This window comes from Streptomyces sp. NPDC051041, from assembly GCF_044456065.1.
Classification (GTDB): Bacteria; Actinomycetota; Actinomycetes; order Streptomycetales; family Streptomycetaceae; genus Streptomyces; species Streptomyces glaucus.
This window is the reverse complement of the sequence record NZ_JBITFM010000005.1, coordinates 248,667-268,966: the sequence shown is the minus strand read 5'-3', so window position 1 is coordinate 268,966 and position 20,300 is coordinate 248,667. Positions and strand designations below refer to the sequence as shown.

Here is a 20,300-nt window from a genome sequence, read left to right as displayed (position 1 = left end):
AATCCCGGGTCGTCTAAGGGCAAGACGTCAGATTTTGGTTCTGATCATGGGGGTTCGAGTCCTCCCCCGGGAGCTTTTGCAAGGTTCGGGTCCTGCCGGTCGACAGTCCGGTCAGGGCCCGCACCCATCTCCCCCACAAAACGCCCCGGTATCCTGCGGATGTCCACCCCCTCCCCATCCACAGCCGAAGGGCATCCCGTGAGCGCCATTCGCCCGGCAGCCGTCGTCGTTCTCGCAGCGGGTGAGGGCACCCGTATGAAGTCGGCCACACCCAAGGTCCTGCACGAGATCTGCGGCCGCAGCCTCGTGGGCCACGTCCTCGCCGCCGCCGGTGAGCTGCGGCCCGAGAACCTGGTCGTCGTGGTCGGCCACGCCCGCGAGAAGGTCACCGCGCACCTCGCCGAGGTCGCCCCGGACGTGCGCACCGCGGTCCAGGAGCAACAGCTCGGCACCGGGCACGCCGTGCGGATGGCGCTGGAGGAGCTGGGCGGTTCGGTGGACGGCACGGTGGTCGTCGTCTGCGGTGACACGCCGTTGCTGACCGGTGAGACGCTGCGGGCCCTCGCCGAGACCCACGCCGCCGACGGCAACGCCGTCACCGTGCTGACGGCCGAGGTGCCGGACGCGACCGGTTACGGCCGTATCGTGCGCGACGGGGCGACGGGTGCGGTCACCGCGATCGTGGAGCACAAGGACGCCTCCGAGGCGCAGCGGGCGATCCGGGAGATCAACTCGGGGGTGTTCGCGTTCGACGGGCAGTTGCTGGCGGACGCGTTGAAGAAGGTGCGCACGGACAACAGTCAGGGCGAGGAGTACCTGACGGACGTGCTCGGGATCCTGCGGGAGGCCGGGCATCGCGTGGGCGCGTCGGTGGCCGGCGACCATCGGGAGATCGCCGGCATCAACAACCGGGTGCAGTTGGCGCAGGCGCGGCGGATCCTCAACGACCGGTTGCTGACGCGGGCGATGCTGTCCGGTGTGACGGTCGTCGATCCGGCGACGACGTGGGTGGACGTCACGGTGACGTTCGAGCAGGACGTGACGGTTCATCCGGGTACGCAGCTGCACGGGGCGACGCATCTGGCCGAGGGCTGTGAGGTCGGTCCCCACTCGCGGCTCACGGACACCCGTGTGGGCGCGGGGGCGCGGGTGGACAGCACGGTGTCCCTGGGGGCGGAGATCGGGGCGGAGGCGACCGTGGGGCCGTACGCCTATCTCCGTCCGGGTACGCGGCTGGGTCCCAAGGGCAAGATCGGTACGTACGTGGAGACGAAGAACGCCACGATCGGCGAGGGGACGAAGGTGCCGCACCTGTCCTACGTGGGGGACGCGACGATCGGTGAGTACACCAACATCGGTGCGGCGAGCGTCTTCGTGAACTACGACGGGCAGGAGAAGCATCACACGACGGTCGGTTCGCACTGCCGTACCGGTTCGGACAACATGTTTGTGGCTCCTGTCACGGTCGGGGACGGGGCGTACACCGCTGCCGGCTCGGTGATCACCAAGGACGTGCCGCCCGGTTCGCTGGCCGTGGCCCGTGGTCAGCAGCGGAATATCGAGGGTTGGGTGGCCCGTAAGCGTCCGGGGAGCGCGGCGGCGAAGGCGGCCGAGGCGGCTTCCCGGGAGGTCGGCGGCGAAGGCTGACCGGAAACCGGTGCGTCGAAGTCGGCGTACCGTGATAAGTGCACATCCGCACCCCACCAGCTGAGACGGCCTCCCGCACCCAGCGGTGAGGTTGTGCGTGACCCAGCTGCGACACCTCTGAGGAGACAGTGCTGTGACCGGGATCAAGACGACCGGCGAGAAGAAGATGATGTTCTTCTCCGGCCGCGCCCACCCCGAGCTTGCCGAGGAGGTCGCCCAGCAGCTGGGTGTCGGGGTCGTCCCGACGAAGGCCTTCGACTTCGCCAACGGTGAGATCTATGTGCGGTATCAGGAGTCGGCGCGTGGTGCGGACTGCTTCCTGATCCAGAGCCACACGGCTCCGATCAACAAGTGGATCATGGAGCAGCTGATCATGATCGACGCGCTGAAGCGCGCGTCGGCCCGCTCCATCACCGTCATCGTGCCGTTCTACGGTTACGCGCGGCAGGACAAGAAGCACCGCGGTCGTGAACCGATCTCGGCGCGTCTGATCGCGGATCTGATGAAGACGGCCGGCGCCGACCGGATTCTCGCCGTGGATCTGCACACGGACCAGATCCAGGGCTTCTTCGACGGTCCGGTGGACCATCTGTTCGCGCTGCCGCTGCTGGCGGACTACGTGGGCGCGAAGGTGGACCGGGAGAAGCTGACCGTGGTCTCGCCGGACGCGGGCCGGGTGCGGGTGGCGGACCGGTGGTGCGACCGGCTGGGCGCGCCGCTGGCGATCGTGCACAAGCGGCGGGACAAGGACGTCGCGAACCAGGTGACGGTGCACGAGGTCGTCGGTGATGTGCGGGGCCGGATCTGTGTGCTGGTCGACGACATGATCGACACGGGTGGCACGATCTGCGCGGCGGCGGACGCGTTGTTCGCGCACGGCGCGGAGGACGTGATCGTGACGGCGACGCACGGTGTGCTGTCGGGTCCGGCGGCGGACCGGCTGAAGAACTCGCGGGTGAGCGAGTTCGTGTTCACGAACACGCTGCCGACGCCGGGTGAGCTGAGCGCGGATCTGGACAAGATCAAGGTGCTGTCGATCGCGCCGACGATCGCGCGGGCGGTGCGCGAGGTGTTCGAGGACGGTTCGGTGACGAGCCTGTTCGACGAGCAGTAAGGGTTCTTCCGTCCGGTTCGGGCGGGTTTTGAAGATCGTTTTGGGTGCGGCCTCCCGGCCCGGGTAAACTGCTGCAGTTGCTCGGCGAGGGAGGCCGTACCGCTTCGGAAGAGGCTCGTACGGCGGTCCGTAATCGACGCGCTCTTCGTAGCAGGCCGTTCGTGGCCGGGTGACCACGTCCGTTTTCTGACTTCCTACGAGGAGTGATCATGTCCGAGGTGAAGATCGCCGCCGAGACGCGCACCGAGTTCGGCAAGGGTGCCGCGCGTCGTATCCGTCGGGACAACAAGGTCCCGGGCGTGCTGTACGGGCACGGTTCCCAGCCGCTGCACCTGACGTTCCCGGGTCACGACCTGCTGCTGGCGCTGCGTACGCCGAACGTGCTGATCTCGCTGGACATCGACGGCAAGTCGACCGAGCTGGCGATCCCGAAGGCGGTGCAGCGCGACCCGCTGAAGGGCTTCCTGGAGCACGTGGACCTGCAGCTGGTCCAGCGCGGCGAGACGGTCACGGTCGAGATCCCGGTGCAGACCGAGGGCGAGCTGGCGCCGGGCGGCAACCTGCTGGAGCACCTGCTGGACACGGTGTCGGTGGAGGCCGAGGCCACGCACATCCCCGAGACGCTGACGGTGTCGATCGAGGGCCTGACCGCGGGTGACACGGTCCACGCCAAGGACATCAAGCTGCCGAACGGCGTGAAGCTGGCCACGGACGGCGAGACCGCCGTGCTGCAGGTCGTGACCGGTCAGGTCGAGGCGCCCGCGGAGGGCGAGGGCGAAGAGGCCGCCGAGGCCTGATCCTCGTCGGCGCTGTCGGAGGCTTTCGTCGGCCGCTGTTCCCGTGCGGGGCAGCGGCCGACGCGTATGAAGGAGACATGGACGTGACGACCGACGCGGGCGCTCCCTGGCTGATCGCCGGTCTGGGCAATCCCGGCCCCGAGTACGCCGGCCACCGGCACAACGTCGGGTTCATGGTGGTCGATCTGCTGGCGGAGCGGATCGGGGGGAGGTTCAAGCGGCACGGGAAGGCGCAGGCGCAGGTGGTCGAGGGCCGGATCGGGCCGCCGGGGCCGGCGAACCGGCGGGTGGTCCTGGCGAAGCCGATGTCGTACATGAACCTGTCGGGTGGTCCGGTGACCGCGCTGCGGGACTTCTACAAGGTGCCGACGGCGCATGTGGTCGCGGTGCACGACGAGTTGGACATCGACTACGGCACGCTGCGGCTGAAGATCGGCGGCGGGGACAACGGGCACAACGGGCTGAAGTCGATCACGAAGGCGCTGGGGCCGGAGTACCACCGGGTGCGGTTCGGGATCGGGCGGCCGCCGGGTCGGATGCCGGTGGCGGATTTCGTGCTGCGGGACTTCTCGTCGGCGGAGCGCAAGGAGCTGGACTACTTCGTGGACCGGGCGGCGGACGCGGTGGAGTGCCTGGTGATCGACGGGCTGGAGCGGGCGCAGGGGACGTACAACTCCTGAGGGGCGCGGCTTCCGGCCCGTGCGGCTGCGAGGACGCGCGGCGCGGGGGACGCGCGGCGCGGGGGACGCGCGGTTTCCGGTGTGCGCGGCTCCGTGTGCGGGCTCGGGCGGACGGCTCCGGATCTGCCGCCCACGGAGTTGACCGACCGCGCAGGCATGGCCAATGATCCCGGCCATGCCTGTCTCTGCTCCCGCTTCCCGCCGGGTCCCGTCCGCCGTGCTGCGGTTCGGGTGGCCGGCGGTGACGGGCACGGTCGCGGTGCTGATCCTGATCGCGGGGGTGTGGGCGTCGTGGGGCACGGCGCAGCACGTGATGCTGCCCAAGGGCCGGGAGCACGGCACGGTCGAGGTGACGCGGTGCGGCGCGGACTCCTGCACGGGTCCGTACACGCCCGTCTCGGCGGGGTCGCAGCCGCGCGGGCGGGTCGTCGTCGAGGACACGGTCGCGGTGGCCGAGGGGCGGACATACCCGGTGGTGGTGAAGCCGGGCAGCGACGACGTGGTGCGCTCGGGCACCGCCGGGTTGCTGTACGCGTGGGTTCCGCTGGGCGGGGCGCTGCTGCTGGCGTCGGTGCTGGTGGCCGGGGGGCTGCGGCTGACGCGGGCCGCGTGGATGCTGGCGGGGGCGGGGCTGGCGCTGCTGACGGCGGCGTTCGTGGCGGTGTGACCCGCGTTCCGTGACCCGGTCCCGTGCCCGTGGCCGCGACGGCACGGGGGTGCCCCCGGGCCGCGGTCGCGGGCCCGGGGGCACCCCCGTGGTGTCCGGTGGCCGGGGTCAGCCGGTGTTGCGCAGGCCGGCGGCCACGCCGTTGACGGTCAGCAGCAGGGCGCGGGAGAGCAGCGGGTCGGGCTGCTCGCCCGCGGCGACGGCGTCGCGCTGGCGCTTGAGGAGGGTGACCTGGAGGTAGGAGATGGGGTCGAGGTAGGCGTCGCGGATGGCGAAGGTCTGCTTCAGCACGGGCTGGGCGTCCAGCAGTTCCTTCTCGCCGGTCACCCGCAGCACCTCGGCCACGGTGAGTTCGTGCTCGGCCTTGATGGTGTCGAAGACGTGCTTGAGTTCGTCGGGGACGAGGGTGTCGACGTAGTGCCGGGCGATCCGCAGGTCGGTCTTGGCCAGGGTCATCTCCACGTTGGAGATGAAGTTGCGGAAGAAGTGCCACTGCTGGTGCATCTCTTCCAGCACGGTGTCCAGGCCGGCCTCGCGCAGGGCCTTCAGTCCGGAGCCGACGCCGAACCAGCCGGGCACGATCTGCCGGGACTGGGTCCAGCCGAACACCCACGGGATGGCGCGCAGGCCGTCCAGGCCGGCGCCGGAGTCGGGCCGGCGGGAGGGCCGGGAGCCGAGGTGGAGGTCGGCGAGCTGGTCGACGGGGGTGGAGGCGAAGAAGTACGCGGGCAGGTCGGGGTCCTCGACCAGGCGGCGGTAGGCGGCGTGGGCGGCGTCGGAGACGACGTCCATGGCGGCGTCCCAGCGGGCGAGGGCCTCGGTGGACTGGCGGGGTGCGGTGTGCAGGGCGGAGGCCTGGAGGGTGGCGGCGACGGTGAGTTCCAGGTTCTCCCGGGCGAGGGAGGGGATGAGGTACTTGTCGGAGATGACCTCGCCCTGCTCGGTGACCTTGATCTCGCCCTCCAGGGTGCCCCAGGGCTGGGCGAGGATCGCGTCGTGGGTGGGGCCGCCGCCGCGGCCGACGGTGCCGCCGCGGCCGTGGAAGAGGCGCAGGCGCACCCCGTAGCGGTGGGCGACGTCGCGCAGGCGGCGCTGGGCGCGGTGGATCTCCCACTGGCTGGTGGTGATGCCGCCGAACTTGGAGGAGTCGGAGTAGCCGAGCATGACCTCCTGCACGTCGCCCCGGAGCGCGACCAGGCGCCGGTAGGACGGGTCGGAGAGCATGTCCTCCAGGATGGTGTCGGCGGCCCTGAGTTCGTCGGTGGTCTCCAGCAGCGGCACGATGCCGATCTTCGCCCAGCCGGCGTGCAGGTCGATCAGTCCGGCCTCGCGGGCGAGGACGGCGGCGGCGAAGACGTCGTCGGCGCCCTGGCACATGGAGATGATGTACGACTCGATGACCTCGGGTCCGAAGACCTCCAGGGCCCGCTTGACGGTCTGGAAGACGCCGAGGGTCTTCTGGCCGGCCGCGTCCACGGGCGCCGGGGTGGGCGCGAGCGGGCGGCGGGAGCGCAGTTCCTTCGCGAGCAGCTTGGCACGGTACTCGCGGGGCATGTCGGCGTAGCGCCAGGACTCCTCGCCGAGCCGGTCGAACAGCTGGCCGAGGGCGTGGTGGTGGGCGTCGGCGTGTTCGCGGACGTCCATGGTGGCCAGCTGGAGGCCGAAGGCGGCGAGCGTGCGGATGGTGCGGGCGAGGCGGCCGTCGGCGAACAGGCCGCCGCGGTGCTCGCGCAGCGAGCTCTGGATGATGCGCAGGTCGGCGAGGAGTTCGCCGGTGCCGAGGTAGTCGCGGCCGGGCTCGTGCGGGGTGCCCTTGGCGAGGCGCTGCTTGGTGTTCTCCAGCTTCTGCCGGACGCAGGTGGCCTTGAGCCGGTAGGGCTCCTCGGCGTTGAGCCGCTTGTAGCGGGGGCTGATCTCGGGCAGGTTCTCCAGGTCGGCCTGGAGGGAGGTCAGCAGTTCCTCCGTCGCGCCGGCGTAGCGGATGGAGTTGGACAGGAAGCCGCGCAGCTCGTCGATCGTCTCCAGCGCGTCGTTGATGCCGTGCTCGTGCTGGAGGATGAGGACGTCCCAGGTGACCTGGGGGGTGACGTTGGGGTTGCCGTCGCGGTCGCCGCCGATCCAGGTGCCGAAGGTGAGGGGGCGGGTGTCGTCGGGCAGCTTGACGCCGACGCGCTCCAGTTCGGCGGTGAGGTCCTCCAGGACGTCGCCGACGGCGCCGGCGTGGAGTTCGTCGAGGTAGTAGATGGCGTTGCGGGCCTCGTCGGCGGGCTCGGGGCGGACCACGCGCAGCTCGTCGGTCTGCCAGACGAGGTCGATGTTCTCGGCCAGCCGGGTGTCCAGGCGCCGGCGGTCGGACTCGATGACGGGGGTCTCCAGGAGCGCGGCGATGCGCCGGAGCTTGTTCAGCACCGACCGGCGCGCGGCCTCGGTGGGGTGGGCGGTGAACACGGGGCGGACGTTGAGGTTCTGGACCGTCGCGCGCAGGTGCTCGGGGTCGGCGTCCTTGAGCCGGTCGGCCGTGCGGGCGAGCAGGCCGCCCTCGGCTGCGCGCCGGGCGCGCAGTTCGCGGCCGCGGTGGACCTGCTCGGTGACGTTGGCCAGGTGGAAGTAGATGGAGAAGGCGCGGACCAGCTTGGCCGCGGTCTCCAGTTCGATGCCGCGCAGCAGCTCTGCGGCGGCCTCGCCGTCCTCGCGGGTGAGACGGCGTACCTTCTCGACGAGCTCCAGCAGCTCGGGGCCCTCCTGCCGGACGAGGGTCTCCCCGAGGAGATCGCCCAGTCGGCGGATGTCGGCGCGCAGTTCACTGCTGGTCGTCGTGTTCTGGTCGTCGGCACTGCTCACAGGTGCGGCTCCTTGCAGTGTTGAAGCTCGTCTGGGAGGGGTACCCGGACGGCGTCTCGCGCGGCGGGTGCCGCATACGGGCCGGACATCCGGGAAGAACTCAGAACGGACCGCGCTGTCCGACCGACTCCAAGGATAGGTGTCGGACGGGGCGCGCAGGCTCGCGGGCTCTTGCTGCGGGACGACGCACTGCCATACTTACGAAGCCGTAGGTTACGGAACCGTAGGAAGTGCCGCACGGTTCCCGCAGCCCGGCACCGCCTCACATCCACACACCCCCCAGGGGACATGCATGACCACGAGTTCCGATGTGATCGAAGACCCCTCCAAAGCGCCAGGCCAGCCGGGCTCCGACGCGCTGCCCTCCGCCACCTTGGGCGGCGAGCGGAAGCGTTCGGTCGAACAGATCACGCTTCTCCTCTTCATCACCGTCCCGTTCGTCGCGCTGGTCGCGGCCGTGCCGCTGGCGTGGGGCTGGGGGGTGAGCTGGCTGGACCTCGGTCTGCTGGTCTTCTTCTACTTCCTGGGCTGCCACGGCATCACGATCGGTTTTCACCGGCACTTCACCCACGGTTCGTTCAAGGCGAAGCGGCCGTTGCGGATCGCGCTGGCGATCATGGGATCGATGGCGGTCGAGGGGCCCCTGGTCCGCTGGGTCGCCGATCACCGCAAGCACCACAAGTTCTCCGACGCCGAGGGCGACCCGCACTCGCCGTGGCGGTACGGCGAGACGATCCCGGCCCTGATCAAGGGCCTGTGGTGGGCGCACATCGGCTGGATGTTCGACGAGGAGCAGACCCCGCAGGACAAGTACGCCCCGGATCTGATCAAGGACCGGACGCTGCGCGCCATCTCCCGCCAGTTCGTCCTGTGGACGGTCGTGTCGCTGGCGCTGCCGGCGCTGATCGGCGGGCTGGTCACCATGTCGTGGTGGGGCGCGTTCACCGCGTTCTTCTGGGGGTCACTCGTCCGGGTGGCGCTGCTGCACCACGTGACGTGGTCGATCAACTCGATCTGCCACGCGGTCGGCAAGCGCCCGTTCAAGTCGCGTGACCGGTCGGGCAACGTGTGGTGGCTGGCGATCCTGTCCTGCGGCGAGTCCTGGCACAACCTGCACCACGCCGACCCCACCTCCGCGCGGCACGGGGTGGAGCGCGGCCAGCTGGACTCCTCGGCCCGGCTGATCCGCTGGTTCGAGCAGCTCGGCTGGGCGTACGACGTGCGCTGGCCGTCACGCTCGCGTATCGATTCGCGCCGCAGCACCGGGGAAGGCGGCTCCCGGCGCCGGAAGGCGGCCGCCGAGGCGGCATGATGGTCGCGTGGCGACCGACTCCAGCACCCCCAGCAACGACAAGCCGCGGCGAGCGCGTCGCACCCGGATGACCGGTGCCGAGCGCCGCCAGCAGCTGCTGGAGATCGGTCGCACCCTCTTCGCGGCGAAGGGGTTCGAGGGCACCTCGGTGGAGGAGATCGCGGCGAAGGCCGGGGTGTCCAAACCGGTGGTGTACGAGCACTTCGGCGGCAAGGAGGGGCTGTACGCGGTGGTGGTGGACCGCGAGATGCGGCGCCTGCTGGACATGGTGACCGGCTCGCTCACCGCGGGCCACCCCCGCGAGCTGCTGGAGCAGGCCGCGTTCGCGCTGCTCGACTACATCGAGGAGTACACGGACGGCTTCCGCATCCTGGTCCGCGACTCCCCCATCCCCCAGTCGACGGGCTCCTTCGCCTCGCTCATCTCGGACATCGCCACCCAGGTGGAGGACATCCTCGGCAAGGAGTTCAAGAGCCGCGGCTTCGACCCGAAGCTGGCCCCGCTGTACGCGCAGGCCCTGGTCGGCATGGTGGCGCTGACCGGCCAGTGGTGGCTGGACGTGCGCCGGCCGAAGAAGGCGGAGGTGGCGGCGCACCTGGTGAACCTGGCCTGGCACGGACTGGACGGGCTGGAGCCGAAGCCGCGGCTGATCGGGCACCGCAAGTCCTAGCCCGGCGGTCCGGGGCCGCGCCGCAGCCGCGCGGGCGGCGGCGAACAGCCGGCGGAAGGGCCGGCCGGTGCCGTGGGGACGCCCGGAGCCACACCCGATGACTTGATATCAAGATACTCGACGGCAAGAGACTTCACGTCGACACAACCACTACACTGATCGTCATGGAGGACGAGGTCGATCGGCTGGTCGCGGCGTGGCGCCGGGAGCGCCCGGACCTCGACGTGGAACCGCTGGAGGTGCTCAGCCGGGTGAGCAGGCTGGCCCGGCACCTGGACCGGGCGCGCCGGCTGGCCTTCTCCGAGCACGGCCTGGAGCCCTGGGAGTTCGACGTCCTGACGGCGCTCAGGCGCGCGGGCACGCCGTACCAGCTCTCCCCCGGCCAGTTGCTGACGCAGACCCTGGTCACCTCGGGCACGATGACGAACCGCATCGACCGCCTGGCCAAGAAGGGCCTGGTGGAGCGCCTGCCCGACCCCAGCGACCGGCGGGGTGTGCTGGTCCGCCTCACGGACGAGGGCCGGGACCGCGCCGACCAGGCGCTCGCCGGCCTGCTGGAGCAGGAGCGCGCGATCCTCGCGGAGCTCTCCCACGCCCAGCGCAGCGAGCTGGCGGCGCTGCTACGCCAGCTGACCGCCCCGTTCGACAACATCCCCGGTTAGGTCGACGGGGCCGACGCCGGCGCGGCGCGCGAGGGCGACGGCGGCGAGGGTGGAGTGCACGCCCAGCTTGCCCAGCACGTTCTGCATGTGCGTGCGCACGGTGTGCGGGGAGAGGAACAGCCGCTCGGCGACCGCCTTGCGCCCGAGCCCGGCGACCATGCAGCGCAGCACCTCCCGCTCCCTCGGCGTCAGCGCCTCCACGAGCCGCTCGCTCTCGGTGCGGTGCCTGCGGGCGGCGGTGAGTTCCTTCAGCACGCCGGTGAGCAGGGCGGGCGGCAGATGCGTCTCGTCGCGCAGCACGCCCCGGATCACGGTGAGCAGCCGGGACAGCGAGCAGTCCTTGGCCACCCAGCCGCAGGCCCCGGCCTGCAGGGCGAGCGCCGCGCGCCGGGGGTCGTCCTTCTCGGCGAGGACGACGACCCGTACGGTCGGCTGCGCGGACCGCACGCCGCCGACCAGGGAGATCCCGTCGACGGTCCCGTCCTCGCCGGCCTCCTGGACGGGCAGGGGCACGGCGGGCCGCACCCCGGGCGCCCGGTCCCCCAGGTCGGCGTCGACGAGCAGCACGTCGAACCGGCGCCCCTCGGCGGCCGCGCGCTCCAGGCAGCGCATCGCGGCCGGGCCGCTGCCGGCGGCCGAGACGTCGACGTCGGGCTCGGCGGCCAGGGCGGCGGCGAGCGATTCGGCGAAGATGCGGTGGTCGTCGACGACCAGGACTCGGATGCGCACCACATAACCCCCTTCCCCGCGCTCTCGAAGAGCGGGGGATACCCCATCGTCGGAGGACGACACCGCGCGGATACGACGCCCGTGGCCCTCGTGTCCGGCCTGCCGGCACCGGGACGGGTCGCCGCAGCCGCACGGCCGCCGCCGTGCGGAAACCGCCACTCCCCGCGGGCACCGTACCCGGCTGTCCCGCCCCCCTGAACGGCACCGGCCCCCACCGGTGCTGTTCATCAGGGTACGGCCGGGGGACGGGAGCGGAAGGTTATTTGCAGAACTGGCAGTCCAACGCGTTTATGGTGTGCCGCATGTTTCGTCTTGAGGCAGAAGTCGACAAGGCCCGGCGCGATCTTCTCCGAACCCGCCTGCGGGACACGAACACGGCGGCCTCCCCGGTCCTGCGCGCCCTGCGCGGCACCCCCGGCGAGCGGGACGTCCCCCTCCACGTCTGGGCGTCGGACGACTCCGGCCGCCTCGCCGGCGGCCTGGTCGGCCACACCTGGGCGACCTGGCTGCACGTGACCTACCTGTGGGTGGACGAGCCCCACCGCGGCGCGGGCCTCGGCTCCCGGCTCCTGTCGGAGGCGGAGCGCATCGCCCGCACCGACCGCGGCTGCCGCGCGGCCCGCCTGGAGACCTGGGACTTCCAGGCGCCGGACTTCTACCGGAAGCAGGGGTACGAGGTGGTCTGCGTGATCGAGGACTATCCGCCGGGGATCACGGAGTACACGCTGACGAAGCGGCTGGGCTGAGCGGCCGGCGCCGGCGGCGAACGGCGCGGGCCCGGCGTGCCGGGCCCGCGCCGTTCGCGCCGCACCCGGGGCGGCGGTGGCGGCGCTCCCGCCGCCCCGGGTGCGGCGCCGGGATCCGGAACCCGGCGCCGCCGCGGTGCCGTGCCGCCTCAGAGCACCCGCCGGGCCCCCGCCGAGGGCACCGCCTCGAACGCCCGCGGGGCCGTGAAGCCGGCCGCGGCGAAGGCCTCCTCCACCGCCTTGGTGATCGCGGCCACGTCGGACTCCTCGGCGAGGACGATCGCCGAGCCGCCGAACCCGCCGCCCGTCATCCGGGCGCCCAGGGCGCCCGCCGCCAGGGCCGTGTCCACCACCAGGTCCAGCTCCGGGCAGGAGATGCGGAAGTCGTCCCGGAGGGAGGCGTGGCCCTCCACCAGGACCGGGCCGATGGCCCTGGTGTCGCCGGACTCCAGGAGGGAGACGACGCGCTCCACCCGCTGGTCCTCCGTGACGACGTGGCGGACCAGGCGGCGCACCTCCTCCTCGTCGCCCAGGCGTTCCAGCGCCGCGTCCAGTCCGTCGTAGGGCACGTCCCGGAGCGCGTCGACGCCCAGCAGGGCCGCGCCCTTCTCGCAGCCCGCGCGGCGCTTGCCGTACTCGCCCTCGCTGTGGGAGTGCTTGACGCGGGTGTCGACCACCAGCAGGCGCATGCCCTCGGCGGCGAGGTCGAAGGGGATCTGCTTCTGGGACAGGTCGCGGGTGTCCAGGAACAGGGCGTGGCCGGTCTCGCAGCAGGCCGACGCCGTCTGGTCCATGATGCCGACGGGGGCGCCGACGTAGACGTTCTCGGCGCGCTGGCACAGGCGGGCCAGCTGCCAGCCCTTCAGGCCGAGCTCGTACAGGTCGTTGAGCGCGAGCGCCACGACGACCTCCAGCGCCGCCGAGGACGACAGGCCCGCGCCCGCCGGGACCGTCGAGGCCAGGTGGAGGTCCGCGCCGGTCACCGGGTGGCCGGCCTCGCGCAGGGCCCAGACCACGCCCGCCGGGTACGCCGTCCAGTTCCGGTCCGACTCGGGGGCGAGGTCGTCCAGGCGGAGTTCGACCACGCCGTCCTCCATGTCCGCCGAGTGCAGGCGCAGGACTCCGTCCTCGCGCCGTGCCACCGCCGCCACCGCGGTGTGCGGGAGCGCGAACGGCATGACGAAGCCGTCGTTGTAGTCCGTGTGCTCACCGATGAGGTTGACCCGGCCCGGTGCCGCCCACACGCCGTGCGGCGCGGCCCCGTACAGTTCCTCGAACCGTTCGGCGACAGCCCTCGCGACGGCCTCGCTGGACTCGCTCATGCCCTGACCCTGACCTTTCCGTACGTTCTAGTTGCCGCGCCGCTGCGCGAACTCCCACGCGTCCGCGACGATTCCCGCGAGGTCCGCGCGGGTCGGGTTCCAGCCGAGCCGTTCGCGGGCGGTGGCGGCGGACGCCACCAGGACCGCGGGATCGCCGCCCCGGCGCGGTGCCACCACCTCGGGGATCGGGTGGCCGGTGACCTGCCGGACCGTCTCGATGACCTCGCGGACCGAGAAGCCGCTGCCGTTGCCCAGGTTGCAGATCAGGTGCTCGCCCGGCGCGGCGGCGTCCAGCGCCAGCAGGTGGGCCTCGGCCAGGTCCGCCACGTGGATGTAGTCGCGGACGCAGGTGCCGTCCGGCGTCGGGTAGTCGTCGCCGAAGACGGAGATCGCCTCGCGCCGGCCCTGGGCCACCTGGAGCACCAGCGGGATCAGGTGGGACTCGGGGTCGTGGCGCTCGCCGTACGCGCCGTAGGCGCCCGCGACGTTGAAGTAGCGCAGCGAGACCGCGCCGAGGCCGTGGGCCGCCGCCTCGCCGCTGATCATGTGGTCGACCGCGAGCTTGGAGGCGCCGTAGGGGTTGGTCGGCTTCGTCGGGGCGGTCTCGACGATCGGGACCTGGTCCGGTTCGCCGTAGGTGGCCGCCGTCGAGGAGAAGACGAGCTTGCGGACGCCGGCCCGGCGCATGGCGTCCAGCAGGGCCATGGTGCCGCCGACGTTGTTGTCCCAGTACTTCTCGGGCCGGACGACCGACTCGCCGACCTGGGAGAAGGCGGCGAAGTGCAGGACGCCGTCGTAGGAGGAGTCCAGCCACTTGGCGGCGTCCCTGATGTCGCCCTCCACGAAGGCGGCGCCCGCCGGCACGCCCTCGCGGAAGCCCGTGGAGAGGTTGTCGAGGACCGTGACCTCGTGCCCCGCCTCCAGCAGGTGCTGGGCGACCACGCTGCCGACGTACCCCGCTCCGCCCGTCACCAGGTACTTCCCGCTCATGAACTCGCTACCTCTCGCAGTCGCTCGGCCGCGCGCTCCGGCGGCACGTCGTTGATGAACACGTTCATGCCGGACTCGGAACCCGCGAGGAACTTCAGCTTGCCGGAAGTGCGGCGGATGGTGAAAAGCTCGAGGTGGAGGGCGAAGTCCTCGCGGACCACGCCGTCGAACTCCTCCAGCGCGCCGAACGGCGCCTGGTGCCAGGCCGCGATGTACGGCGTCGGCGGCTCGCCCTCGCCGAAGATCCGGTCGAAGCGCCTCAGCAGTTCCAGATAGAGCCCGGGGAACTCCGCGCGGGCCGCCTCGCCGAGCGCGAGCAGGTCGGGGACGCGGCGCCGGGGGTACAGGTGGACCTCGTAGGGCCAGTGCGCCGCGTACGGCACGAAGGCCACCCAGTGTTCACCCTCCAGGACGATCCGCTCGTCGGCCAGTTCCCGCTCCAGGACGGCGTCGAAGAGGTTCTCGCCGCCCGTCGCCTCCTTGTGGGCCGCGAGTGAACGGAGCATCAGTGCGGTGCGAGGGGTGGTGAAGGGGTAAGCGTAGATCTGCCCGTGCGGGTGTCCCAGCGTCACGCCGATCTCACGGCCGCGGTTCTCGAAACAGAACACCTGTTCAACGGAGGGCAGATGCGACAGCTCCGACGTCCGGTCGGTCCAGGCGTCCAGGACCAGCCGCGCCTGCTCCTCGCTCAGGTCGGCGAAGGAGGCGTCGTGATCAGAGGTGAAGCAGACGACCTCGCACCGGCCGGAGTCGCCGGCCAGGGAGGGGAAGCGGTTCTCGAAGACCACGACGTCGTACGCCGAGTCCGGTATCTCGCTCAGCCGGTCGCCCTGCGAGGGACACAGGGGGCACTGGTCGGCCGGCGGGTGGTAGGTGCGCCCCTGGCGGTGCGAGGCGATCGCGACCGAGTCGCCGAGCAGCACGTCGCGGCGGATCTCGGAGGTGGTGGCCGTGCGCTCCAGCGGGCGGCGGTCGACCGCGTTGCGCACGGTGTCGTCGCGCAGGTCGTAGTAGATCAGCTCACGGCCGTCGGCGAGCCGGGTCGAGGTCTTCTTCACTGCCGGACTCCTCTACGCCCGCACCTATCACTCAACACAATCAAACATAACACATCACAACCCACCAGAGAGCTGATCATCACAATCAAACAAAGAACACCACCAGAAGTGTTCAACTACTGAACACAGAGGCGTAGGTTCCGCACTGGATCAGTTCGCGCAACGAAGCGAGTTCTCATGGATACCCCCACATACCTGGCAGCCGAGCTACGGCTACCGACCAACTGGCTCGACTACACGATCCTCGGGATCTACTTCGTCGTCGTCCTGGGCATCGGCTTCGCGGCCCGCCGCTCGGTCAAGACCAGCCTCGACTTCTTCCTCTCCGGGCGGTCCCTGCCGGCCTGGGTCACCGGCCTCGCGTTCATCGCCGCCAACCTGGGCGCGACCGAGATCCTGGGCATGGCCGCCAACAGTGCGCAGTACGGCGTCTACACCACCCATTGGTACTGGATCGGCGCCATTCCGGCCATGGTCTTCCTCGGCCTGGTGATGATGCCGTTCTACTACGGCTCCAAGGTCCGCTCGGTCCCCGAGTTCCTGCTGCTGCGCTTCGACAAGGCGGCGCACCTGCTGAGCTCGATCCTGTTCGCCTTCGCCGCCATCCTGATCGCCGGAGTCAACCTCTACGCCCTCGCGATCGTCGTCGAGGCGCTGCTCGGCTGGCCGGAGTGGGTGGCGATCGTGGTCGCGGGCTTCTTCGTCCTCGCCTACATCACCCTCGGCGGTCTGTCGTCCGCGATCTACAACGAGGTCCTGCAGTTCTTCGTGATCCTCGCCGCGCTCATCCCGATCACGGTGCTCGGCCTGAGGAGCGTCGGCGGCTGGGACGGCCTGTCCGACTCCCTGACCCGGTCGCGCGGCGCCGACTTCATGACCTCCTGGGGCGGCACCGGCATCGGCAGCGACAACCCGCTGGGCGCCAACTGGCTGACCATCGTGCTCGGCCTCGGTTTCGTGCTGTCCTTCGGCTACTGGACCACCAACTTCGCCGAGGTGCAGCGCGCCCTGTCGGCGAAGAACCTCTCGGCGGCCCAGCGCACGCCGCTGATCGCCGCGTTCCCGAAGATCTTCATCGTCTTCCTGGTGATGATCCCGGGCCTGGTCGCCGCCGTGCTCGTGCCGAAGATCGGCACCGCCGGCTCGGACCTGCAGTACAACGACGCCATCCCGTACCTGATGGAGCAGCTGCTGCCCAACGGCGTGCTCGGCATCGCGGTGACCGGCCTGCTGGCCGCGTTCATGGCGGGCATGGCGGCCAACATCTCGTCGTTCAACACCGTCTTCACCAACGACATCTGGGCGAAGTACGTGGTCAAGCGCCGCGAGGACACCTACTACGTGCGGTTCGGGCGGCTCATCACGGCGATCGGGGTGCTCGCGTCGATCGGCACGGCGTTCCTGGCGTCGTCCTTCTCGAACATCATGAGCTACCTGCAGACGCTGTTCTCCTTCTTCAACGTGCCGATGTTCGTGGTCTTCATCATCGGCATGTTCTGGAAGCGGGCGTCGATGAAGTCCGGCTTCTGGGGCCTGCTCGCCGGCACCACCGCCGCGATGGTGAACTACTTCGTCATCTACAAGCAGGGCATCATCGACATCCCCTCCGACCAGGGCGCCAACTTCGTCTCCGCGATCGCCGGGTTCGTCGCCGGCGCGGTGGTGATGGTCGCCGTGTCGCTGTTCACCAAGCCGAAGCCGGTGGAGGAGCTCCAGGGGCTGGTCTACGGCACCCGCTCCCCCGGCATGTCCGAGCCGCCCGCCGCGGGCGACGACGCCTGGTACCGCAGGCCGGCCCTGCTGGGCTGGGGCGCGGTCGTCCTGGCCGCCGCCTGCTACATCCCGTTCTCGTTCTGATCGCGGGAGGATGGAGAGACCATGTCTGAATCTTCCGGGTACTCCGGGTTCTCCGAGAAGGACGTCCAGCGGGAGGTCTCCGAACTGGAGACCAAGTCCGCCACGGCCGCACAGCTGTTCGACATCCGGCGCATCATCGGCGGGCTGTTCGTGCTCTACGGCGTCATCGTCACCATCGCCGGGTTCACCGCCTCCGACGCCGACATCGACAAGGCCGAGGGCGTCAACATCAACCTGTGGACCGGCCTCGGCATGCTGGCCCTCGGCCTGTTCTTCCTGGCCTGGCTGAAGCTGCGGCCGACGGCTCCCCCGCCGCCGGACGCCCTGCCGCAGGAGAAGCCGGCCGAGCGTCCCTGACGTCCCCCGCGACGCGCGACGGGGCTGGAGTCCCCTAGGACTCCGGCCCCGTTCCCGTCTCCGGCGGGGTCGTACGGAAGACCGGGCCCGCCCGGTCCAGCAGGCCCGTCCGCGCGGCCAGCGCCGCGGCCTCCAGGCGGGAGCCCACGCCCAGCTTCATCAGGACCCGCTGGACATGGGTGCGGGCCGTGGACGGGGCTATGCCCATGCCGGCCGCGATCAGCCGGGTGTCCTCCCCGTCGGCCACCCTGACCAGGACCTCCACCTCCCGCGGCGTCAGCAGCTGCAGCAGCCGCCGGCCCTCGTCGTCGGGCTGGGCCGCCGGGTTGAGCAGCTCGCTGAAGGCCCCCTGCAGCAGCTGCGGCGCCACGGCCGCCTCACCCGCCCGCGCCTTCACGATCGCCCGCTCGACGCCCTCGATGCGCTCGTCGTGCCGTACGTAGCCCGAGGCGCCCGCGGCGAAGGCCGCGGCGATGCCGCGCGGGCTCGGCACCGGCCCCAGGACCAGCACCGCCACCTGCGGGCGTTCCCGCTTGATCTTCACCACCGGGTCGAACATGCCCGGCTCGGCCGGTGTCGCCGTCCCCAGCAGGCACACCTCCGGTGCCCGGCTGATCACCAGATCCGCCGCGCCCGCGGTGGGCGCCGTCGCGGCGAGCACCCGGTGCCCGCGCAGTTTCAGCGCCGAGGCCAGCGCCTCGGCGAGCAGTCGGTGGTCGTCGACCACCATGAGCCGCACTCCCATCGAACACCCCCCAGTCCCCCCATGGATCCCCGTGAACGCACCGCCGGATGCCCGCCGGCCCGCGGCACGGACGGAAGTCCCCTCCCGGCTCCCCCGCCTTTCATGCCCCCGGAAGCTACACGCTTGTTCGACGTCGCGCTTCCCCTACCGGTGAGAACTGCCCCGGATCGGCGGACTTTTCGGCGTTCCCGCCCCCGCGGGTGACGGGCGGTACGCGTGCGGCCCCGCCCCTGAGCGCAGGGGCGGGGCCGCGGGCCTCGACGGAGCCGGTCAGCCGCCGGTGCCGAACGCGATCGCCAGGTACTCCTTGTCGTCCGCGCCGGACGGCTCGCTGGCGTACACCTGCGACATGTACAGGTGGCCCTGCGCGTAGAGGATCTCGGCGTACTCGGGGAGCATGCTCGCCTCCACGTCGCGCACCGCTTCCGCGGCCGGGTTCTCCAGCAGCTTGGTCTCCTCGAAGCTGCCGCCGTCGATGCTCACGATCTGGCCGCCCTTGTCGTAGGGCGGGGGCTTGTAGGCGATGATGTCGCCGCCGTCCATGCGCAGCGGAGTGATCGTGTAGCCGTCGCCGGCGTCGGCGCGCTGGCCGGTCTGCCTGCCGGTGCTCAGGTCGAAGGCGACGATCTCGTTGGTCTGGCCGTAGTCGCCGCCGCCGGCGTCGTGCTCCTCGGTCGCGATGTACAGCCGGTCGTTGCCGACCACCAGTCCGGAGCACTGCTCGATCCTGGTGATGCCGTCGCAGTCGGCCGCGAACTGGTCGCCCGGCGCGGAGATGCGGGTGCGCAGCTTGCCGGTCCTGTTGTCGACGGAGAAGAAGTCCGAGATGCCGCTGCCGTCGCCCGCGGAGTCGTTCACGTCGGCGGCCACCACCAGCGGGTCGGTCGACACGACGGCGGCGTACTCGATGCCCTGGCTCATCCGGTACTCCGAGATCACCTTCCCGGACTTCGGGTCGATGGTCTGGATGTGCAGCTGGCGCTGCCCGTAGGAGCCGCACTTGCGCACGGCCACCAGCTTCTCGCCGCCGCCGTAGCCGGCGTCGTAGCAGGAGTCGGTCGGCTTCGGGCTCCACAGCGCGTCACCGGTGCCGACGTCGAAGGCGCCGCCACCGCTGGTGCTGCCGACCGCGACCGTGTTCCCGCTGATCGTGACGTTGTCGAGGTTGATCTCCTGGTCGCCGGACTTGACCGTCTTCGTCCACAGCTTCTTGCCCGTGTCGAGGTCGATCGCGGAGACCCGGGTGCAGCCGTGCGAGGGTTCCGCCTTGGTGGGCATGGCCGGCTGGTGGACGACAGCCGTCCTGTTGTCCTCGGTGACGTGCCGGCTGGCCTGGCAGACCGGGCCGGGCAGCGGGACCGTCCACAGCTCGCTGCCCTTGTCGGGGTCGTAGCCGGTGATCTCGGCGACGCCGCTCTTGACGTACGCCTTGTCGGTGAGCCACGAGCCGGAGACGACGACGCTGTCGTCGTCCTTCACGGCCGGTGCCGGAATCTGGAAGAGCACCTTGGAGCCGGGGTCGGCGGGCGCCTTCTCCCGGCTGCCGGAGGAGGCGCCGCCCTTGGCGTCCCCGCCGCCGGTGCCGCCGCCGGTGCCGCCGCCGGAGCTCGCCGTGTCGCCCTTGCCCTCGCCCGTGCCGGAGGAGTTGGCGTACCAGACGCCGCCGCCGACGATCAGGGCGATCGCCACGACGGCCGAGACGATGATGGCCACCTGGGCGTTGATCCCGCGCCCGCCGCCGGTCCCGGCCGGCTGCGGGTGCAGCGGCACGGTCGGCTGCGGGTAGCCGGGACCGGGCCCGCCGTACCCCGGCTGCGGCGGCCCGCCGTACGGGCCCGGTCCCGGGTAGCCGTGGCCGGGCTGGGGCTGCGGCGGCTGGGGGGCCTGCGGGTAGCCGTAGCCGGGCTGGGGCTGCGGGGCGGGCGGCGGGGGCGTCTGCGGGTAGCCGTAACCCGGCTGGGGGGTCTGCGGGGGCTGCGGCGGCGTCCGGGGAGCGCCGAACCCGCCCTGCGGCTGCCCGGGCAGGTCCTGGGGCGGGCCGAACCCTCCCGGCTGCGGGGGCTGGTTCGGCGGCGGCGGTTGGGTCATGGCGTGGGTACCTCGGGG

The 20,300-nt window shown here is 71.2% G+C and carries 18 protein-coding genes and 1 tRNA gene; 12 read left to right on the top strand and 7 right to left on the bottom strand.

Annotated elements, in window-relative coordinates; genetic code table 11:
- Positions 1-2: 2 nt before the first annotated feature.
- The 6 genes from ACIBAI_RS11920 (at position 3) to ACIBAI_RS11895 (ending at position 4,905) form a co-directional block, all read left to right on the top strand.
- A tRNA-Gln gene (locus tag ACIBAI_RS11920) sits at positions 3-73 on the top strand.
- A 125-nt stretch (positions 74-198) separates the two neighbouring features.
- The gene (gene glmU, locus ACIBAI_RS11915) at positions 199-1,647 is read left to right on the top strand and encodes a bifunctional UDP-N-acetylglucosamine diphosphorylase/glucosamine-1-phosphate N-acetyltransferase GlmU (protein WP_399033283.1); all 1,449 of its coding nucleotides are present in this window, start codon (positions 199-201) and stop codon (positions 1,645-1,647) included.
- A 133-nt stretch (positions 1,648-1,780) separates the two neighbouring features.
- Positions 1,781-2,761, top strand: a complete 981-nt coding sequence (locus ACIBAI_RS11910; RefSeq protein WP_344605445.1) for a ribose-phosphate diphosphokinase — start codon at positions 1,781-1,783, stop codon at positions 2,759-2,761.
- A 209-nt stretch (positions 2,762-2,970) separates the two neighbouring features.
- A complete protein-coding gene (locus ACIBAI_RS11905) occupies positions 2,971-3,558 on the top strand; it encodes a 50S ribosomal protein L25/general stress protein Ctc (RefSeq protein ID WP_399033281.1) in 588 nt (195 codons plus the stop codon).
- 77 nt (positions 3,559-3,635) lie between these two features.
- Positions 3,636-4,238, top strand: coding sequence for an aminoacyl-tRNA hydrolase (pth, locus tag ACIBAI_RS11900; protein ID WP_399033279.1), 603 nt, complete (start codon positions 3,636-3,638; stop codon positions 4,236-4,238).
- Between the two features lie 163 nt (positions 4,239-4,401).
- Positions 4,402-4,905 carry a hypothetical protein gene (locus ACIBAI_RS11895; RefSeq protein ID WP_399033277.1) on the top strand — a complete coding sequence of 168 codons (504 nt, stop codon included), beginning with the start codon at positions 4,402-4,404 and terminating at the stop codon, positions 4,903-4,905.
- A gap of 108 nt (positions 4,906-5,013) precedes the next feature.
- Here the strand turns inward: ACIBAI_RS11895 and ppc are convergent, their stop codons facing one another.
- Positions 5,014-7,746 carry a phosphoenolpyruvate carboxylase gene (gene ppc / locus ACIBAI_RS11890; protein ID WP_399033275.1) on the bottom strand — a complete coding sequence of 911 codons (2,733 nt, stop codon included), beginning with the start codon at positions 7,744-7,746 and terminating at the stop codon, positions 5,014-5,016.
- 292 nt (positions 7,747-8,038) lie between these two features.
- Here ppc and ACIBAI_RS11885 point away from each other — a divergent pair, with 292 nt between their 5' ends.
- The 3 genes from ACIBAI_RS11885 to tamR all read left to right on the top strand — a co-directional run bounded on the left by ACIBAI_RS11885 (position 8,039) and on the right by tamR (position 10,390).
- On the top strand, positions 8,039-9,058 hold the full coding sequence (locus ACIBAI_RS11885) for an acyl-CoA desaturase (RefSeq protein ID WP_399033273.1): 1,020 nt from the start codon (positions 8,039-8,041) through the stop codon (positions 9,056-9,058).
- A 67-nt stretch (positions 9,059-9,125) separates the two neighbouring features.
- Positions 9,126-9,728, top strand: a complete 603-nt coding sequence (locus ACIBAI_RS11880; protein WP_344605491.1) for a TetR/AcrR family transcriptional regulator — start codon at positions 9,126-9,128, stop codon at positions 9,726-9,728.
- A gap of 164 nt (positions 9,729-9,892) precedes the next feature.
- Complete coding sequence (gene tamR / locus ACIBAI_RS11875; protein ID WP_399033272.1) at positions 9,893-10,390, top strand: MarR family transcriptional regulator TamR; 498 nt, start codon at positions 9,893-9,895, stop codon at positions 10,388-10,390.
- Here the strand turns inward: tamR and ACIBAI_RS11870 are convergent.
- Entirely contained in the window at positions 10,349-11,122 is a 774-nt protein-coding gene (locus ACIBAI_RS11870) for a LuxR C-terminal-related transcriptional regulator (RefSeq protein WP_399033270.1), read from the bottom strand. The genes tamR and ACIBAI_RS11870 overlap by 42 nt on opposite strands.
- Before the next feature lie 287 nt (positions 11,123-11,409).
- Here ACIBAI_RS11870 and ACIBAI_RS11865 point away from each other — a divergent pair, with 287 nt between their 5' ends.
- Positions 11,410-11,865, top strand: a complete 456-nt coding sequence (locus ACIBAI_RS11865) for an N-acetyltransferase (RefSeq protein ID WP_344605459.1) — start codon at positions 11,410-11,412, stop codon at positions 11,863-11,865.
- 149 nt (positions 11,866-12,014) lie between these two features.
- Here ACIBAI_RS11865 and galK read toward each other — a convergent pair whose 3' ends face one another.
- The 3 genes from galK to galT are packed head-to-tail and all read right to left on the bottom strand — an operon-like array spanning position 12,015 to position 15,235.
- Positions 12,015-13,187 (bottom strand): galactokinase, encoded by a 1,173-nt coding sequence (gene galK, locus ACIBAI_RS11860; RefSeq protein ID WP_399033268.1) that lies wholly within the window; start codon positions 13,185-13,187, stop codon positions 12,015-12,017.
- Positions 13,188-13,214: 27 nt separating this feature from the next.
- Positions 13,215-14,177 (bottom strand): UDP-glucose 4-epimerase GalE, encoded by a 963-nt coding sequence (gene galE, locus ACIBAI_RS11855; protein WP_399033266.1) that lies wholly within the window; start codon positions 14,175-14,177, stop codon positions 13,215-13,217.
- The gene (galT, locus tag ACIBAI_RS11850) at positions 14,174-15,235 is read right to left on the bottom strand and encodes a galactose-1-phosphate uridylyltransferase (protein WP_399033265.1); all 1,062 of its coding nucleotides are present in this window, start codon (positions 15,233-15,235) and stop codon (positions 14,174-14,176) included. The genes galE and galT overlap by 4 nt, the downstream gene beginning before the upstream one ends.
- Before the next feature lie 177 nt (positions 15,236-15,412).
- Between galT and ACIBAI_RS11845 the strand changes: the two genes are divergently transcribed.
- Positions 15,413-17,092 (top strand): sodium:solute symporter family protein, encoded by a 1,680-nt coding sequence (locus ACIBAI_RS11845; protein WP_399033263.1) that lies wholly within the window; start codon positions 15,413-15,415, stop codon positions 17,090-17,092.
- A 21-nt stretch (positions 17,093-17,113) separates the two neighbouring features.
- A complete protein-coding gene (locus ACIBAI_RS11840; RefSeq protein ID WP_399033261.1) occupies positions 17,114-17,449 on the top strand; it encodes a hypothetical protein in 336 nt (111 codons plus the stop codon).
- A 34-nt stretch (positions 17,450-17,483) separates the two neighbouring features.
- On the opposite strand, the gene ACIBAI_RS11835 is transcribed toward ACIBAI_RS11840, so the two are convergent.
- Together ACIBAI_RS11835 and ACIBAI_RS11830 are read right to left on the bottom strand one after the other, a co-directional pair.
- Complete coding sequence (locus ACIBAI_RS11835) at positions 17,484-18,194, bottom strand: LuxR C-terminal-related transcriptional regulator (RefSeq protein ID WP_399033260.1); 711 nt, start codon at positions 18,192-18,194, stop codon at positions 17,484-17,486.
- Between the two features lie 270 nt (positions 18,195-18,464).
- A complete protein-coding gene (locus ACIBAI_RS11830) occupies positions 18,465-20,282 on the bottom strand; it encodes a PQQ-binding-like beta-propeller repeat protein (protein WP_399033258.1) in 1,818 nt (605 codons plus the stop codon).
- Between the last annotated feature and the right edge of the window lie 18 nt (positions 20,283-20,300).

Excerpts from the sequence above, each read along its gene's own strand:
- ACIBAI_RS11885 (WP_399033273.1), top strand. The coding sequence starts at position 8,039 with ATGACCACGAGTTCCGATGTGATCGAAGACCCCTCCAAAGCGCCAGGC.
- pth (WP_399033279.1), top strand. The coding sequence starts at position 3,636 with ATGGACGTGACGACCGACGCGGGCGCTCCCTGGCTGATCGCCGGTCTG.
- ACIBAI_RS11845 (WP_399033263.1), top strand. The coding sequence starts at position 15,413 with ATGGATACCCCCACATACCTGGCAGCCGAGCTACGGCTACCGACCAAC.
- ACIBAI_RS11880 (WP_344605491.1), top strand. The coding sequence starts at position 9,126 with ATGACCGGTGCCGAGCGCCGCCAGCAGCTGCTGGAGATCGGTCGCACC.
- ACIBAI_RS11895 (WP_399033277.1), top strand. The coding sequence starts at position 4,402 with ATGATCCCGGCCATGCCTGTCTCTGCTCCCGCTTCCCGCCGGGTCCCG.
- ACIBAI_RS11905 (WP_399033281.1), top strand. The coding sequence starts at position 2,971 with ATGTCCGAGGTGAAGATCGCCGCCGAGACGCGCACCGAGTTCGGCAAG.
- galE (WP_399033266.1), bottom strand. The coding sequence starts at position 14,177 with ATGAGCGGGAAGTACCTGGTGACGGGCGGAGCGGGGTACGTCGGCAGC.
- tamR (WP_399033272.1), top strand. The coding sequence starts at position 9,893 with ATGGAGGACGAGGTCGATCGGCTGGTCGCGGCGTGGCGCCGGGAGCGC.
- ACIBAI_RS11835 (WP_399033260.1), bottom strand. The coding sequence starts at position 18,194 with ATGGGAGTGCGGCTCATGGTGGTCGACGACCACCGACTGCTCGCCGAG.
- ACIBAI_RS11830 (WP_399033258.1), bottom strand. The coding sequence starts at position 20,282 with ATGACCCAACCGCCGCCGCCGAACCAGCCCCCGCAGCCGGGAGGGTTC.
- ACIBAI_RS11865 (WP_344605459.1), top strand. The coding sequence starts at position 11,410 with ATGGTGTGCCGCATGTTTCGTCTTGAGGCAGAAGTCGACAAGGCCCGG.
- ACIBAI_RS11840 (WP_399033261.1), top strand. The coding sequence starts at position 17,114 with ATGTCTGAATCTTCCGGGTACTCCGGGTTCTCCGAGAAGGACGTCCAG.
- galK (WP_399033268.1), bottom strand. The coding sequence starts at position 13,187 with ATGAGCGAGTCCAGCGAGGCCGTCGCGAGGGCTGTCGCCGAACGGTTC.